Annotated in this window: 15 protein-coding genes; 6 read left to right on the top strand and 9 right to left on the bottom strand. The window is 74.3% G+C overall.

Annotated elements, in window-relative coordinates; all coding sequences use genetic code 11:
- Window positions 1-99 precede the first annotated feature (99 nt).
- Window positions 100-1,488, top strand: coding sequence for a replicative DNA helicase (dnaB, locus tag SM577_RS22145; RefSeq protein WP_474580269.1), 1,389 nt, complete (start codon window positions 100-102; stop codon window positions 1,486-1,488).
- A 58-nt stretch (window positions 1,489-1,546) separates the two neighbouring features.
- Here the strand turns inward: dnaB and SM577_RS22140 are convergent, their stop codons facing one another.
- From SM577_RS22140 to SM577_RS22120, 5 genes are all read right to left on the bottom strand, one after another.
- On the bottom strand, window positions 1,547-2,365 hold the full coding sequence (locus SM577_RS22140; protein WP_474587872.1) for a maleylpyruvate isomerase N-terminal domain-containing protein: 819 nt from the start codon (window positions 2,363-2,365) through the stop codon (window positions 1,547-1,549).
- 88 nt (window positions 2,366-2,453) lie between these two features.
- Window positions 2,454-2,864, bottom strand: coding sequence for a TFIIB-type zinc ribbon-containing protein (locus SM577_RS22135; protein WP_302922511.1), 411 nt, complete (start codon window positions 2,862-2,864; stop codon window positions 2,454-2,456).
- A gap of 19 nt (window positions 2,865-2,883) precedes the next feature.
- The gene (locus SM577_RS22130) at window positions 2,884-3,516 is read right to left on the bottom strand and encodes a phosphoribosyltransferase (protein ID WP_474587871.1); all 633 of its coding nucleotides are present in this window, start codon (window positions 3,514-3,516) and stop codon (window positions 2,884-2,886) included.
- 99 nt (window positions 3,517-3,615) lie between these two features.
- On the bottom strand, window positions 3,616-4,905 hold the full coding sequence (locus tag SM577_RS22125) for a glycosyltransferase 87 family protein (protein WP_474587870.1): 1,290 nt from the start codon (window positions 4,903-4,905) through the stop codon (window positions 3,616-3,618).
- Window positions 4,906-4,979: 74 nt separating this feature from the next.
- A complete protein-coding gene (locus SM577_RS22120; protein ID WP_474587869.1) occupies window positions 4,980-7,493 on the bottom strand; it encodes a putative bifunctional diguanylate cyclase/phosphodiesterase in 2,514 nt (837 codons plus the stop codon).
- Between the two features lie 810 nt (window positions 7,494-8,303).
- On the opposite strand from SM577_RS22120, the gene moaC reads away from it, so the two are divergent.
- From moaC to SM577_RS22100, 4 genes are read left to right on the top strand one after another with little or no spacing between them, the layout of a single operon-like run.
- Window positions 8,304-8,795 (top strand): cyclic pyranopterin monophosphate synthase MoaC, encoded by a 492-nt coding sequence (moaC, locus tag SM577_RS22115; RefSeq protein ID WP_474587868.1) that lies wholly within the window; start codon window positions 8,304-8,306, stop codon window positions 8,793-8,795.
- The gene (locus tag SM577_RS22110) at window positions 8,792-9,262 is read left to right on the top strand and encodes a MogA/MoaB family molybdenum cofactor biosynthesis protein (protein ID WP_302922516.1); all 471 of its coding nucleotides are present in this window, start codon (window positions 8,792-8,794) and stop codon (window positions 9,260-9,262) included. The genes moaC and SM577_RS22110 overlap by 4 nt, the downstream gene beginning before the upstream one ends.
- Before the next feature lie 38 nt (window positions 9,263-9,300).
- A complete protein-coding gene (locus SM577_RS22105; protein ID WP_474587867.1) occupies window positions 9,301-10,560 on the top strand; it encodes a molybdopterin molybdotransferase MoeA in 1,260 nt (419 codons plus the stop codon).
- Window positions 10,557-10,985, top strand: a complete 429-nt coding sequence (locus SM577_RS22100) for a molybdenum cofactor biosynthesis protein MoaE (protein WP_474587866.1) — start codon at window positions 10,557-10,559, stop codon at window positions 10,983-10,985. Before SM577_RS22105 ends, SM577_RS22100 begins: the two co-directional genes overlap by 4 nt.
- Window positions 10,986-11,024: 39 nt before the next feature.
- On the opposite strand, the gene SM577_RS22095 is transcribed toward SM577_RS22100, so the two are convergent.
- Entirely contained in the window at window positions 11,025-12,470 is a 1,446-nt protein-coding gene (locus SM577_RS22095) for a glycosyltransferase 87 family protein (protein WP_474587865.1), read from the bottom strand.
- Between the two features lie 215 nt (window positions 12,471-12,685).
- On the bottom strand, window positions 12,686-13,231 hold the full coding sequence (locus SM577_RS22090) for a DoxX family protein (protein WP_167180325.1): 546 nt from the start codon (window positions 13,229-13,231) through the stop codon (window positions 12,686-12,688).
- 133 nt (window positions 13,232-13,364) lie between these two features.
- On the opposite strand from SM577_RS22090, the gene SM577_RS22085 reads away from it, so the two are divergent.
- Window positions 13,365-13,910, top strand: coding sequence for a GNAT family N-acetyltransferase (locus SM577_RS22085; protein WP_302922520.1), 546 nt, complete (start codon window positions 13,365-13,367; stop codon window positions 13,908-13,910).
- 48 nt (window positions 13,911-13,958) lie between these two features.
- Here the strand turns inward: SM577_RS22085 and SM577_RS22080 are convergent, their stop codons facing one another.
- Both SM577_RS22080 and SM577_RS22075 read right to left on the bottom strand, forming a co-directional pair.
- On the bottom strand, window positions 13,959-15,200 hold the full coding sequence (locus SM577_RS22080) for an AAA family ATPase (RefSeq protein ID WP_474587864.1): 1,242 nt from the start codon (window positions 15,198-15,200) through the stop codon (window positions 13,959-13,961).
- Window positions 15,201-15,355: 155 nt separating this feature from the next.
- Window positions 15,356-15,772, bottom strand: a complete 417-nt coding sequence (locus tag SM577_RS22075) for an LppU/SCO3897 family protein (protein WP_368051297.1) — start codon at window positions 15,770-15,772, stop codon at window positions 15,356-15,358.
- Between the last annotated feature and the right edge of the window lie 463 nt (window positions 15,773-16,235).

Genomic DNA, 16,235 nt, shown 5'->3' with positions numbered 1-16,235 from the left:
CGATCGACCCGGCCGGTCGGGAGATTGTCGTACCCCGGCGGTAGAGCTGGATGAGGATCCGACGCAGTGGAGGGGGGCCCGGTGTCGGTCACCGATGACATGCGGTCGGAGTCGCGAGCCGGCGGGCCGCCGCCCGTCCCGGCGCAGCCCGACGGGCAGTTCGACCGCACCCCGCCGCAGGACGTCGCCGCCGAGCAGTGCGTACTGGGCGGCATGCTGCTCTCCAAGGACGCGATCGCCGACGTCGTGGAGATCCTCAAGACCAACGACTTCTACCGGCCGGTGCACGCCACCATCTTCGACACCATCCTGGAGATCTACGGCCGGGGTGAGCCGGCCGACTCGATCACCGTGGCGGCGGCGCTGGCCGACTCCGGCGACCTGGTACGGGTGGGCGGCGCTCCCTACCTGCACACCCTGATCGCCAGCGTGCCGACCGCGGCGAACGCCGCGTACTACGCGCGGATCGTCAGCGAGCGGGCGGTGCTCCGGCGACTGGTCGAGGCCGGCACCAAGATCGTGCAGCTCGGCTACGGCACCGCCAACGGCGGCAGCCGGGACGTCGACGACATCGTCGACCTCGCCCAGCAGGCCGTCTACGACGTCACCGAGCGCCGGGTCAGCGAGGACTTCGCGGTCCTCGCCGACATGCTCCAGCCGACCCTCGACGAGATCGAGGCGGTGGGCGCCCAGGGCGGCGTGATGACCGGCGTGCCGACCGGCTTCACCGACCTCGACCGGCTGCTCAACGGCCTGCACCCGGGGCAACTTGTGATCGTGGCAGGCAGGCCTGGTCTGGGCAAATCGACGGCAAGTATGGACTTTGCCCGAAATGCCGCCATCCGCGCCAACCAGGCGGCGGCCATCTTCTCGCTGGAAATGAGCAAGGTCGAGATCGTCATGCGACTGCTCTCGGCCGAGGCCCGGGTGCCGCTGCACGTGCTGCGCAGCGGGCAGCTCTCCGACGACGACTGGACCAAGCTGGCCCGCTGCATGGGCGAGATCAGCGAGGCGCCGCTCTTCGTCGACGACACGCCGAGCATGAACCTGATGGAGATCCGGGCCAAGGCGCGGCGGCTCAAGCAGCGGCACGACCTGAAGATGATCGTGGTGGACTACCTCCAGCTGATGACCTCGCCGAAGCGCACCGAGAGCCGCCAGCAGGAGGTCGCGGACCTGTCCCGGGGTCTCAAGCTGCTGGCCAAGGAGGTCGAGTGCCCGGTCATCGCGGTGAGCCAGCTGAACCGTGGCCCGGAGCAGCGCACCGACAAGCGACCACAGCTGTCAGATTTGCGCGAATCTGGCTCAATTGAGCAGGATGCTGACGTGGTGATCCTCCTGCACCGGGACGACTACTACGACAAGGAGTCCCCCCGGGCCGGGGAAGCGGACTTCATCGTCGCCAAGCACCGGAATGGCCCGACCGACACCATCACCGTCGCCGCCCAGCTGCACCTGTCCCGCTTCGTCGACATGGCCATCGTCTAGACCGTCCGGGCGGGCCAGACGCCCGGCACGCCCGGGCAGCACGTGGTCTGGTCGCCGCTCAGCCGAGCAGCGGGAACCAGCCGGCGACCTCACCGAGTTCGAGCCGGTCGCGGTCGGTCAGCGGGAGCCGTCCGGTGGCCTTGAGCAGGAACTCCTCGTCGCTCCATGCGGCCGGGCGGACCGCCTCGTCGCTGAGCAGGCCGTCCATGGTGGCCACCGCCACGCGTACCGCGAGCACGCCGGGGCGCGGCGCGTCGGGCAGGTCCAGCACCAGGTCGAGGTGGTGGACGACCGCCTCGGTGGTGAGCGTGGCGAGGAAGTCGGGCACCCGGAGGACGTGGCCCTGGGTGCTGACGAAGCCGTCCGGGTCCGCCCGGCCGGCGGCGCGCACCGCGGCGGGGGCGGTGTCGCACCAGAGCCGGACCACGCCGCTGGGCCGCTCGAAGGCGGCCGCGGAGCGGCGTACCCACCAGGCGTGCCGGGCGGCGGTGTCGTCCGCTTCGCCGGGGAAGCCCCGCCAGTAGCTGACGTCGTCCACGGTGGCCGGGCCGTCGGCGGGGCTGGCCAGCGCGACCAGGGCCCGCTGCGCGTCGCCGAGGACGTGCAGCAGCAGGTCGGCGACGAGCCAGCCGCGGCACCGGGTGGGCCGTTGCAGGTCGGTGTCGTCGAGGTCGGCCACCACCCGGGTGATCCCGTCGTACGCCTGGGCGAGCGCGATGTGGTGCCGGGCGGAGGTGGCCGGGAAATCCGGCGGCGGCGGACGACCGCCGGCGGTGGAGACCGGTGCGGGTGCGACACCGCGCTCCGCCGGGCCGGATCCCCGGCCGGGCTCCGGCTCGCGCACCCCGGGGCTTCCCGACGGTCTCTCGGGCGTCATGGGAGGCAGCGTCGCACGATCGGCCGGGTTCGGCACGCCGACGGGCGCGACCGGACCGGCGCGCCGCCGGCCCGGTCGCGGTCGGTGCTCAGCCGAACATCTCGTCGAGGAAGCTCTTGTGCTTCTTGCGCCGGTAGTGCCCGTGGTAGCCGTGGTGCTGGCCGTGGCCGCCGTAGGCCGGGGCCGGCGCCGGCGGGTAGCCGTGCGCGGGCGGCGGGGGCGGCGGCACCGCGCCGTAGCCGGGCTGGTGCGGCGCGGGCGCGGGCGGGGGCGGCGGGGGCGGCGGGTAGCCCCCCTGCGGCTGACCGGGCTGGCCCGGCTGCCCGGCCGGAGCGGCGGCGTGCTGGCGGTTCCAGTTCGCCTCCGCCTCGAACAGCTTCTCCAGTTCGCCGCGGTCGAGGAAGATCCCTCGGCACTCCCCGCACTGGTCGATGACGACGCCGCTGCGCTCGTACTGGCGCATTTCTCCGTGACACTTGGGACAGGTGAGGCTCATCACCCGACGGTACCCGGTCCGGTCACGCGGTCGCCGTCAGCGCCTCCGTGACCTCGTCGTCGGAAACCTCGTGGAAGTCGTCGTAGTAGGCGCTGACCGCCATGAACTCCGGCGGGTGCTGGGCGCAGACGACCTGGTCGGCCTCGGCGGAGAGCATCTCGTACGCCTCCTGGGAGCCGACCGGCACCGCGACGACCACCCGGCGGGCGCCGAGCCGGCGGGCGACCGCCACGGCGGCCCGGGCCGTGGCGCCGGTGGCCAGCCCGTCGTCGACGATCACGGCGGTACGCCCGGAGAGGTCCAGCGGTGGCCGGCCGGCCCGGTAGAGCCGCTCCCGCCGGTCCAGTTCGGCCTGCTCGCGGCGGGTGACCTCGGCGATGTCCTCGGCGCTGAGCCGGCTCGCGATCTGGTCGTTGAGCACCTGCACGCCGCCCGGTCCGAGCGCGCCGAAGGCGACCTCGGCCGCCCAGGGCATGCCGAGCTTGCGTACCACCAGCACGTCCAGGGGTGCGCCGAGCCGTTCGGCGACCACCTCGGCCACCGGTACGCCGCCGCGTACCAGGCCGAGCACGATGACGTCCGGTTCGCCGATCAGGGCGGTGAGCCGGTCGGCGAGCATCCGGCCCGCCTCGGCCCGGTCGCGATAGGTGGTCATGTTCCAGGTGTACGCCCTGCCGCCGCGCTTCGCCCGCCAGTTGGCCGAACCGGTCACGGCGGCGGCCCGCTCGGCCCGCGTCGGCTCGCCGGGTGAGCCTCACCGTGGCGTCGGGCCGGCCGAGTCGATCCGCGGCGGCCGCAGCGCGGCTGCCCAGACCAGGAACGCGACCGGGTAGAGCAGGTAGCCGAACCGGGTCGACGGCATCAGCAGGATCGCGGCGAGCAGCCCGTACCCGCAGATCAGCGCGGCGGTGGCGGCGGCGCGGGGCGGGCGGCGGGCGAGCCGGACGGCGATCGCCAGCCCGGCGGCGACGAGCAGCGCGGCGGCGACCGCCCGGCCGGCCGGCAGCGTGGTGGCGATCAGGTGCCCGGGGAACGGGGACTGGGCGGGACTGGTGACCAGGCCGTGGCCGAGTGGAAAGCGAAGCACGTTCTCGACCAGCGCGTCCCGGTCGACGAGCAGCACGGGCAGCAGCGCGGCGACGGGCAGGCCGAGGGCGCCGGCCGCCACCCGCAGCCCGGCCCGGCGGGTCGCCCCCCAGATCACCAGGACGAGCGCGACCGGCCAGGCGAAGAGCTTCAGTGCGCCGGCGACGCCGACCGCGACGCCCGCCGCGCCGGGCCGGTCGGCGGCGGCGAGCGCCAGCGCGAGCAGGCAGAGCGCGAGGACCGGCAGGTCGTCGCCGCCGGTGGCCAGGGTGAGGGCGCAGATCGGCAGTACGGTGGCGGCCTGCACGCCGCGCAGCAGCGCGCCGTCCCGGTCGGTGCGCCGGCCGTCCGGCCCGCGCAGGGCGCGGACCGCCAGGGCGAGCGCGATCGCGGTGCCGACCGCGAACCACACCCGCGCGTCGGTCCACCAGGCGTCGACGGCCGCCCGGGGCAGCCCGAACAGCGCCATCCCCGGCTGGTACGGGGTGTAGCCGAGCAACTGCTCGCCGGGCGGCAGGGCGGCGATCGCGTCGTGGCCGAGATAGGGGGTGCCGGTGTCGACGAGCCGGTCGCCGGAGTGTTCGACCACCAGCACCTCCTCCTGCGCCCGGTCGGTACGCCCACCGGCCCGCTGCACGCTCTGCGCGACCAGCGGCAGCAGGGCGGTGGCGGCCCACGCGAAGGCGGTGACCGCCCAGCGGGCCCGCAACCCGGTCAGCGGCGACCCGGGCGACCGGCGGTGGAGTAGGAGCTGCCCGCTCGCGGTGAGCGCGGCGAGGAGGTAGCCGACCGCCGCGATGCCACCCCAGGCGCGGTGTGGCAGCAGGGTGGAGGTGGCGGCGGTGACCGCGGCGAACGCGGCGGAGACGGCGTACAGCCCGAGGTCGAGGGCGAGGCCGCCGGCGGCGGTGTCCAGCTTCCGCCAGACGGGACGTCGGGTGGTGGGGGCGGCGGTCACGCGGGCCAGTCTGGCAGACCGCCGGCGGACGGCTCACGCGCCGACGCGGGTGGCGTTCGCGGCGCCGATCGGGTTCAGGCGGGCAGGGGCCGGTCGGTGCGGCCGCGGCCGTTCGGCCGGCGGCCCGGGGCGAACCGGATCACCGCGCCCGCGTCGTGCAGCGGGGGCGCCAGCGCGCCGGGGCTGCCGCCGGAGCCGCGTTGCAGGGCGGCCAGCAGGGTGCCGGCGGGCATCGGCCGGCCGAAGAGGTGGCCCTGCCCGGCGGCGCAGCCCAGTTCCCAGAGCGCCCGGCGCTGCGGTTCCCGCTCGACCCCTTCGGCGACTACGGCGAGGTCGAGGCTGCGGCCGAGGTCGAGGGTGGAGCGGATCACCGCGGCGGCCTCGGCCGACGTCTCCATCTCGGTGACGAAGCTCCGGTCGATCTTCAACTCGTGCACCGGGATCCGGGACAGCAACGACAGTGACGAGTAGCCCGTGCCGAAGTCGTCCAACGCGAGCCGGACGCCCTCGTCGCGGAGCCGGCTGAGCACCCGGTCGACCACGTCGAGCTGGCTGAGCGTGAGGGTCTCGGTCAGCTCCAGCACCAGCCGGTCGGGTGGCAGGTCGTGCGCGCGCAGCCGGGCCAGCACGGAGCCGGGGAAGCGGGCGTCGAGCAGGCTGCGCGGGGAGACGTTGACCGCCACCGGCACGTCGAAGCCGGCGTCGCGCCAACTGCCGGCCGCGATGAGCGCCTGGTCGAGGATCGCCTCGGCGAAGGCGGGCAGCAGGCCGGAGCGTTCCACCGCCTCCAGGAAGCGCAGCGGGTCGATCACGCCGTGCACCGGATGGTGCCAGCGGGCCAGCGCCTCCGCGCCGGTCACCTCGCCGGTGCCCAGGTCGACGATCGGTTGGAAGTTGACGGTGAACTCCTGGTCGGCCACCGCGCGGGGCAGTTCGCCACCCAGGGCCAGCCGGCCGAGGTCGGCGGTGTCCCGGTTCGGGGCGTAGGTGGAGGTCCGCTGGCCGGCGCGCTTCGCCTGGTACATCGCCACGTCGGCGCGGCGCAGCAGTTCGGCCATCCCGCCGCTGGCCGGGGCGGCGGCGATCCCGCCGCTGGCCTCCACGCTGATCCGCATGCCGTCCAGGTCGAACGGCTCGTGCAGCGCGCCGAGCAGCGCCTCGGCCCGGTGCGCGGCCACCGCGGGCGCCGGCAGCCCGCGCAGCAGCACGGCGAACTCGTCGCCGCCCAGCCGGGCCACCAGGTCGCCGTCCTGGGCGGCGCCGCGCAGCCGGTCGGCGACCTGCACCAGCACCTGGTCGCCGGCGGCGTGCCCGAGGGTGTCGTTGACCTCCTTGAAGTGGTTGAGGTCGATCAGCACCAGGGCGGTGACCCCGTCGGCGTGCCGGGTGCTGAGCTGCTCGGTGCCCTGCTCCAGCAGGTGCCGCCGGTTGGCCAGCCCGGTGAGCGGGTCGTGGGTGGCGGCGTACGCGTGCTCGTCGGCGACCCGGGCCAGTTCGGCGTACGCCTGCGCGTTGCGTACGGCGGTGCAGAGCGCCGAGGCGAAGGTGCGCAGCGTGTACTGCTCGCGTTCGGAGAGCCGTACCGGGCCGCGGAACCGCAGCCGGAGCACGCCGACGTCGATCGCCCGGTCGTGCCCCTCCAGCGCGGCCGGGACGACCGTGCCGTCCACGGTGGTGGGCTGGCCGGCCGGGCCGTCGTACGTCACGCCGCCGGTGCCGCCCCGCACGGTGCGGCCGTCGTCGCGCAGCTCGATCTCCACCTCGTCGGCGGAGAAGAGTTCGGCGGCCTGGGTGACCGCGGTGGTGAGGACCTTGTCCAGGTCGACCACGTTCAGCGCGTCGGTGGTGCGGGCCAGCCGCTGCCACGCCTGCTGCTCGGTGCGGGCCCGGAAGCGGGTGGAGTAGGCGAGGTGCAGGCTCAGGACGAGCAGCGGCACGGCGAGCAGCAGCCGGTTGTCGATCCGGATGATGAAGACGGTGCCGATGATGACGAGGAGTCGGGCCAACCCGCCGCCGAGCCGCAGGTCCCAGTCCCCGCGGAACACGGCGCTGAGCCGGGTTCCGGTCGCCAGCGCGATGACCGGCAGCGTGATCGCCTCGTCGACCACCACCGCGGCGAGGTACGCGACAGCGATCGGGCCGACCACGCCGAGCACGTCGCCGCCGTCGGTCTGCCAGCCGCTGGCGTGCAGGACCAGCCCGGCCACCGTGGCGACCAGCATGTTCTTGCCGACGCCGAACAGCGCCTTGACGGGGGTCAGGCGCGCCAGCGCGGTGGCGATCGCGACGCCGGCTCCGGTGGCCAGCACCACCGTGGGCAGCGGTGCCACCGCGAGCGCGATCATGATCGCGGTCTCGGTCCAGGCGATGTAGTGGTGGGTGGCGCGGATCCGGATCCGCACCTTGACCGTGAAGCCCACCGCCACCAGGGAGATCAGGGCCGCCCAGACCACCGCCGTGTCCGGCAGGCCGTGGAGCGGGACGCGGGTCGCGGAGACGGCCCCGGCCAGGCCGGCCACAACGACGACGAGACCGACTAGCAGCCGTAGCTGCCGATCGGTCCCAGTCTGTCGATCCTGTGGAGCCACCCGTCTTCCCTGTCGTCATCGACGGTTGCGCTCCGCAAGACTACTGCGATTGTGGTCACCTACAGAAGGTGAACCAACCGCAACTCAGCCCCATTCGTTCGACGTCATTTCGACCCCCAGCTGATCGGTACCGGCTTTCGATGGGGTCAGCCTAAGGGAACTTGGCGCTGGTTTGAGACGATAAATGTCCATATGCGCAATATGAGCTAATACGGCAATGAGCTGTCACGGTCAGTTCGGTGATCCTGACGCAATGCGAACGCTTCTTTCGCTATGCACTTGTCAGGTCGCTCTGCGCGACATCCACCCGCCACAGTCAATGCGTGTAATCAGTCTGACGACTGGTCGCGGCCACCTCATCGTCGGTTCGGCCAGGTGTCCGACTCAACCCCTATGGTGTCCCCATTCTCGGCGGGTTCGTGCTGGTTGGGCGGCACTTCCGGCCTTCTTTCCGCTCACCCGGCAGCATCCCGTGACCACCTGAATACCCGCTTAGTCGAAGCAGCCGCCGCAGTGCGGATTCGCGTTCTCGGGGGCTTGTCGGTGCAAGTTGCCCCGGGCAGGGTGCACGGCGGAACCGGGCAGTAGCACAACGTTCTCCCGGCGCTTGACCACACCACCTGGACAAACGGTGACGGCCGCTCAACTCGTGGATGAACTCCGGGGTGACCGGCCCACCACAATTGCCTATCCACAGCCCACGGCGCCGGCCCGGGGAACTGGTCGACGCGGGCCGGAACCCTGAATGCCGGCAGTCGGGCGACCGCGGCACCGGCCCGTGCCGCGCGGCCGGGGGATAGGCTCGCCCCCGTGACCGAACCCGCGCAGCTCACCCACGTCGATTCGGCCGGCGCGGCCCGCATGGTCGACGTCTCCGCCAAGCCGGTCTCCGGCCGGGAGGCCGTCGCCGCCGGCCGGCTGCGGACCACCGCCGAGGTGATCGACCTGCTGCGCCGCGACGGCCTGCCCAAGGGCGACGCGCTCGCCGTCGCGCGGCTGGCCGGCATCATGGGCGCGAAGCGCACCCCCGACCTGATCCCGCTCTGCCACCCGATCGCCCTGCACGGGGTGACGGTCGACCTGACCCTCACCGACGACACCGTGGAGATCACCGCGACCGTCCGCACCGCCGACCGGACCGGGGTGGAGATGGAGGCGCTGACCGCGGTGGCCGTCGCCGGGCTGGCCCTGGTCGACATGGTCAAGGCGGTCGACCCGGCGGCCAGCGTGGACGCGGTGCGGGTGCTGCGCAAGACCGGCGGCAAGACCGGTGAGTGGATGCGCCCGGAGGACCGGCCGTGATCCGCGCCCGGGTGATCGTGGCGTCCAACCGGGCCGCCGCCGGGGTGTACGCCGACACCAGCGGGCCGCTGCTCGTCGCCGGCCTGCGCGAGCTGGGTTGCGAGGTGGCCGAGCCGGTGGTGGTGCCCGACGGCGACCCGGTCGGCGCGGCGCTGCGCACGGCGGTGGCCGACGGGATGGACGTGGTGGTCACCAGCGGCGGGACGGGCATCAACCCGTCGGACCGGACTCCGGACCTGACCCGGGCGCTGCTCGACTACGAGATCCCCGGCATCGCGGAGGCGATCCGGGCGCACAGCCGCGACAAGGTGCCCAGCGCGGCGCTCTCCCGAGGGCTGGCCGGCGTCGCGGGTCGCACGCTGGTGGTCAACCTGCCCGGCTCCACCGGCGGCGCCCGCGACGGACTCGCCGTACTGGGCCCGATCCTGCGCCACGCCGTCGACCAGCTCCGCGGCGGCGACCACTGACCCGCCCCCCGAGCGGGTCGCCCGGATAGGCTCGGCCGGTGAGCACCGACACCGCATCCGCCGCCGGCCGGGTCGCCGCGCCGCCGCCGGCCGGCTGGGAGGAGGCCCGCGACCGGGCGTACGCGGTCGGGCTGGCCGCCGCGCTGCCCGCCGAGCGCCGGCCGCTCGCCGAGACCGACGGGTACACCCTCGCCGAACCGCTGGCCACCCGGACCGACCTGCCCGCCTTCCCCACCTCCAGCGTGGACGGCTGGGCGGTGCGCGGCGAGGGCCCGTGGCGGGTGGTCGGGCGGGTGCTGGCCGGCGGCACGCCGGCCCCGTTGACCGAGGACGGGACCACCGTCGAGATCGCCACCGGCGCGATGGTGCCCGACGGCGCCACCGCCGTGCTGCGGGTCGAGGAGTCCAGCCGTACCGCCGACGACCTGGTCAGCGGCGTGCCGCGACCGACGCCGGAGTGGCGGGCGCCCGGCGAGGAGGCGTACGCCGGTGAGGAACTGCTGCCCGCCGGCACCCCGGTCGACCCGGCGCTGATCGGCCTGGCCGCCTCCTGTGGCCAGGACGCCCTCCTGGTGCGGCGGCAGCCGCGGGCCGCCCTGCTGGTCTTCGGCGACGAGCTGCTCACCGAGGGCCCGCCGGCCGCCGGCCGGGTCCGCGACGCCCTGGGCCCGGCGGTGCCGGCCTGGCTGCGTCGCTACGGCTGCCAGGTGCGCCCGGCCGACGTGGTGGGCCCGGTGGCCGACACCCTGCCCGCGCACGTGGCGGCGGTACGCGCCGCGCTGGCCGAGGCGGACCTGGTCTGCACCACCGGCGGCACCATGCACGGCCCGGTCGACCACCTGCACCCCACGCTGACCGCGCTCGGCGCGGACTACGTGGTGAACACCGTGGCCGTCCGGCCCGGCTTCCCGATGCTGTTGGCCCGGCTGGTCGGCGACGACGGCCGGGTGCGCTTCGTCGCCGGGCTGCCGGGCAACCCGCAGTCCGCCGTCATCGCCCTGGTGTCCCTGGTCGTCCCGCTGCTCGCCGGCCTGGCCGGCCGCCCGATGCCGGTGCTGCCGCACGCCACCCTCGCCGAGCCGGTGCCCGGCCGCGGGGATCACACCCATCTGGCGCTGGTCCGGCTGGACCGGGTCGCGGGCACCGCCCACCCGGTCCGGCACGTCGGTTCGGCGATGCTGCGCGGCCTGGCCGGGGCGGACGGCTTCGCGGTGATCCGCCCGGGCACCTCCGGTGAACCGGGCGACCGGGTGCCGGTGCTGCCGCTGCCCCTGCTGCCCGGGGAGCGTGCCTGGTGACCGCCCCGACGACGACCTACGGCGAGGTGACCGACCAGCCGCTGGACCTCGCCGCGCACGAGGCGGCGGTCGCCGACGTGCGGGCCGGCGCGGTGGTCTCGTTCCAGGGCGTGGTCCGCGACCACGACCACGGCCGCGCGGTGACCAGCCTGGAGTACGAGGGCCATCCGAGCGCCGAGCGGGTGCTGCGCGAGGTGGCCGCCGAGATCGCCGCCGACCCCGAGGTGTACGCGGTCGCCGTGTCCCACCGGATCGGCCCGCTCGCCATCGGCGACGTGGCCCTGGCCGCCGCGGTCAGCACCGCGCACCGGGCGGCGGCGTTCGCGGCCTGCGCCCGGCTGGTGGACGAGGTCAAGGCGCGGCTGCCGATCTGGAAGCGGCAGGTCTTCGCCGACGGCACCGAGGAGTGGGTCAACTGCCCCTGACCGGTTCCCCGGGTCCCCCGGTCGGGGCGGGTTCCCCGGTCAGCGGCGGGCGTTGAGCGCGGCCTGCCGGCCGAGCCGGTCGGCGTAGAAGACCGGCTCGGCGCCGGGCCGCCAGGGCAGCGCGGCCACCAGCACGATCAGCGCCAGCGCCAGCGAGTTCTCCATCAGGGCGCCGAACAGGCCGTCCTGGTAGTGCGAGACCTCGGGCAGCTGGTGCTCGTACGGCCAGATCGGCGAGACCAGGAAGAGCAGGTAGAGCCCGGCCGCCGCCACCCCGTGCCGCATCCCGGTCAGCGTCGGGTACCAGATCGGTGGGCGCAGCCCGTTCACCCCCGGCGGCCCCCCGTACGACGACGCCTGCGCCGCCCGCTGGTTGAGGCCGCGGCTGGCCTCGCGGCGGCGGACCGCGGCGTCGGCCAGCACGATGATCGCCGGGATGACCCAGACCAGGTGGTGCGTCCAGGAGATCGGGCTGATCACGTTGGCGGTGAGCCCGACCAGGGTAAACGCGGTCAGCTCGTCGCCGTCGGCGTGCGCGTTGGCGGCCCGGGACAGGCCCAGCGCCAGCATCAGCACGGCGAAGGCGAGCCAGAGCAGGCCCGGCGTCTCGATCGAGTCGTAGAGGCGGGCGAGCAGGCCGGCCAGCGACTGGTTCGGCGTCATGTCCGCCGCGCCCACCCGCTCGGTCTGCCACAGCACGCTGCCCCAGTAGGCGCGCGACTCGGTGCCGACGATGGCGAAGGTGCCGACGGTCACGCCGATGGCGGTGCCGATGGCGGTGGCCGCCGCCCGCCACTGTCGGGTGATCATCAGGTAGCCGATGAAGAGCGCGGGGGTCAGCTTGACAGCGGTGGCCAGGCCGATGCCGGCGCCGGCCCACGCGCCGCTGTAGACGAACCGCAGCAGAGCCCCGTCACCCTCGGCGACGTGGGTGCCCCGGCGCGACCGCCAGCGCAGGCCGATCAGGTCGGCCATGACCAGGGCGAAGAGCAGCACGTTGACCTGGCCGTAGCCGAGGGTCTCGCGGACCGGCTCGATCGCCGCCGCGAGCGGCACCGCGATGGCGACGGTGTACCAGAGCGGCCAGCCCAGCCGGTCGACGATCGGGCGCAGCAGCCCGGCCAGCACCACGGCCAGCGCGGCGAGGCTGCCCAGCGCGTTGACCAGCCCGGCCCCCGCGACCGGCAGGTGCGCCATCGGCAGCATGACCAGCCCGGCGAAGGGCGGGTAGGTGAAACCCAGGGTGGTGCCGGGTGCGATGAACTCGTACAGCTCATGACCGCTCGCCCACCACGCCACCGCGCCGTGGTAGATCTTCATGTCGAAGAAGTTGTACGGCCGCCCGAATGCGCCGATGGCGAGCCATGCGGCGTAGGCGACGGCGGCCACGACGCCGGTCCGTACGACTGTCCTACGATCGATCCCACGCGTTACGCGACGGACTGGGGCGAGGCGGTCCACCCGTCTTCCGACGGTCGCCGGCATGGCGTGGCCACCCCCGTACCAAGGTCGTCCTACCCGTCCAGGTCCAGTACGGAGCCTAGAACGGCGCCTCACGTTACTGCCTCCCGCGTTATGCGACCGTGTCCGATCCCACACATGTTTTTGATATTTCCACCGCGTTAACGCCTACCTGGCGGTTCAGGTGATTCGCGGCGTTGGGAGGGGTGAGACTGGTAAGGGGAGGGTATCGACGCAGGTCAGCCGGGGAGTCGCCGGGCCGTCGAGGCGGACCGTACGGCGATCCGGGCCTCCCGACGGGCGGTCCGGACGGCGCGCTGCACCGAACGTCGAGAGTGGCCGATGCGATGGCCGGTGCGCCAGCGCAGGCCGGGCTTCCCCTCGGTGTCGGCAGCGGCCAGCAGCAGCCCGCCGAACAGGCCCAGGTTCTTCAGGAAGTGGATCTGGTTGTTGTTCCGCGCCGCCGGGTCGTCGTTGTTCCAGAAGGGATGCCCCGCGATGGTCACCGGGACCAGGGTGCCGGCGAGGACCAGCGCCGCCGGCCGGGCGAACTTCCCGGTGGCCAGCATCAGGCCGGCGCCGACCTGGACCGCCGAGTTGACCCGGATCAGCGTCGTGGTGTCGGTGGGGATGCGGGGGTTGGCCCGCTCCAGCAGCGGTGTCACCCGGTCCGTCACCGGCTTGGCGGCCGTGACCAGCCGCTCCGGGTTCGCGAAGTTACGGGCCCCGCTGACCACGAAGATGCCGCTCAACATGGCTCGGGCGAGGGAGCGTACGGGTTTCATGGATCAGTCATACCCCGTCGCGGGCACGGCTACCCCGACAACCGCCGATCCGATCGGCCGACGTGGACGTCGCGCCACGCCGATTCGAGCGACCGTCGCTGATGGACCGGCCCCGGCGGGTAACGTCCCCCGGGTGACCACGCTGCGGCTCCGTCCCGAGGATCCGGCCGACATCGGCCCGATCCACCGGGTGCTGGCGGCCGCCTTCGCGCGTCCCGACGTGGCCACCCCGCCCGAGGTGGAGTTGGTCGACGAGCTGCGCGACAGCGACGCCTGGGTGCCCGAGCTGGCCATGGTGGCCGAGTACGGCGGTGAGGTGGTCGGCTACGCGCTGCTGACCCGGGTGCGGGTGCGCTCCGACGAGCACACCGCGCCGGCGCTGGCCCTCGGGCCGGTGGCGGTCGCCCCGCACCGGCAGCGGATCGGGCTCGGCACGGCGGTGGTGCAGGCGGCCCTCGACGCGGCCACCGAGCTGGGCGAGCGGCTGGTGGTGGTGCTCGGCGCCCCCGCCTACTACCGCCGGTTCGGCTTCGTCCGGGGCGACCGGATGGGCCTGACCAGCCCGTGGTCCGGGCTCGGTGAGCCCTGGCAGGCGCTGGTGCTGCCGCCGTCCACCAGCGGTGACGGCCCGCCGCCCACCGGCGAGGTGCTCTTCCCGGCGGCCTGGTCGCGGGTCTGACCCGCCCCGCCCGGCGCCGGTCGACCCGCCGGGCCCACCGCCCGCGGCTCAGGCCGGCTGGGTGCGCAGGTACCGGCCGAAGTGCGGGACGGTGAAGGCCACCGTGCCCCGCTCGCCGGAGTAGATCAGCCCCTTCTTGATCAGCGCGTCCCGCGCCGGGGAGAGGCTGGCCGGCTTGCGCCCCAGCGCCCGGGCGATCTCGGCGGTCGGCACCGCGGCGTCCATGTCGTCCCGGCCGCCTCCGTCCGTCTCGCCCTCGACCAGCGAGAGGGTGGCCATCGCGCGCATGTACTCGCGCTCCGCCGGGGTGGCCCGCTCGAACCGGGAACCGAAGAAGCCGACCGCCAGCTCCGCCTCCGCCTCCGGCGCGGCCACCCGGACGTCCGCGGCGGTGATCGGCGAGCGCGGGGCGTGGTCCCAGGTGGCCTTCCCGTACGCCTGGACGAAGTACGGGTAGCCGCCGGACTTCTCGTAGAGCAGGTCGAGCGCCTTCTGCTCGTACTCCACCTCCTCGCGCTCGGCCGGCGCGCAGAGTGCCCGGTCGGCGGCGATCCGGTCGAGCCGGTCGATGCGCTGGTACCGGAAGAGCCGCTCGGAGTACGACTTGGCGGCGCTGAGCACGGCCGGCAGGTGCGGCAGCCCGGCGCCGACCACGATCAGCGGCGCGCCCAGCTGGGACAGCTCGTGGCAGGCGGCGCAGAGCGCGGAGACGTCCTCGGGCCCGAGGTCCTGCATCTCGTCGATGAAGATGGCGATGCCGGTGCCGACGTCGCTGGCCACCCCGGCGGCGTCGGTGAGCAGCTCGACCAGGTCGATCTCGATGTCGCCGGAGTCGGCCCGGCCGCTGGCGGCGGGCACGTCGATGCCGGGTTGCCAGCGGTCCCGCAGCTTCGGCGCGGCGCCGCCCCGGCCGGTCGGCGCGGAGCGCTGGGCGAACGCCTTGAGCACGCCGAGGAAGGCGTCGATCCGGTCCGGCGCGCGGTGTCGCGGGGCCAGTTCGCGGACCGCCATGTGCAGGGCAGCGGCGATCGGGCGGCGCAGCGACTGGTCCGGCCGGGCCTCGATCTTGCCGCTGCCCCAGAGCCGGTTGATCGCCTGCGAGCGCAGGGTGTTGAGCAGCACGGTCTTGCCGACGCCGCGCAGGCCGGTGAGCATCAGGCTGCGTTCGGGGCGGCCGCGCGCGATCCGCTCCAGCACGATGTCGAAGACGTCCAGCTCGCGTCCCCGCCCGGCGAGTTCGGGCGGACGCTGGCCGGCGCCCGGGGCGTACGGGTTGCGGACCGGATCCACGCATCGCACAGTATCGGGCCGTCTAGCTGGGAGGCTAGACATCCGTAGATGGGGCTACCGCGTGTCGCGCCGGTCGACCGGCCGGCCGGAGCCGCGTCGAGACAAAACTAGGGCTGTCTAGCGTCCACGCTAGACAGCCCTAGTTTCCGCGATGACTACCGCTTCCGGAGGCAGAGCACGTAGTCGAAGATGTCGACCGAGTTGTCGTGCACGTAGTGCGCGGTCGACCGGGGCGCCCGCGTCTTGCACTGGTCGGCGTCAGTGGTCGCCGGCAGCCGCAGCAGCACCTCGTACGTGTTCGGGCCGCACGGCACCTTGCGCAGCTCGGCGTCGTCGTCGGTGCCGTCGTTGACCACGCAGTCGCCCTTGGCGTAGTCGTCGTCGTCCTTGGTCGGGCTCGGTTCCGCGCTGCTCTCGTCCGGGCTCGGCTCGGCGGTCGGGTCGGCCGACGCGCTCGCCGACACCGTCGGCGTCGGGCTCGGGTCGTCGTCCTCGCCGGCCTGCCACACCGCCCAGCCGGCCAGGCCGAGGCAGGGACAGAGGACCAGCACCACGACCAGGCCGATGATCAGGGCGATCTTCCCGCCGCCACCCCGCTTCGCCGGCGGGGCGGGCGGCGTACCGAACTGACCGGGAGCCGGCGGGGGCGCGCCCCACTGCCCGGCGGCCGGCTGGGCCGGCTGCGGCCCGGCCGGCGGGAACGGCCCGGGCGGCGGCGGGTAGCCGGCCCCGGACGTGGGCGGCGGGTAACCGGCACCCGAGGTGGGCGGCGGGTAGCCCGCGCCGGGTGGTTGCGCCGGCCCGGGAGCCGGCGGCGGGTAGCCGGCGGGCGGCTGCGGCGGCTCGGCCGGCTGCGGTGCGCCGGCCGGCGGCTGGGCCCACATCGGCGTGGTGGGCGGCTCGGCGCCGCCGGAGACGGGCTGGCCCCACTGCGGTTGGGTGGGCGGTTCCTGGGCCGCGGGTGGCTGGCTCCACTGGGGCTGGGTGGGCGGTTCCTGGGCCGCGGGTGGCTGGCTCCACTGGGGCTGGGTGGGC

Source organism: Micromonospora desertarenae, from assembly GCF_056150265.1.
This window is presented reverse-complemented; position numbering and strand designations above follow the sequence as displayed.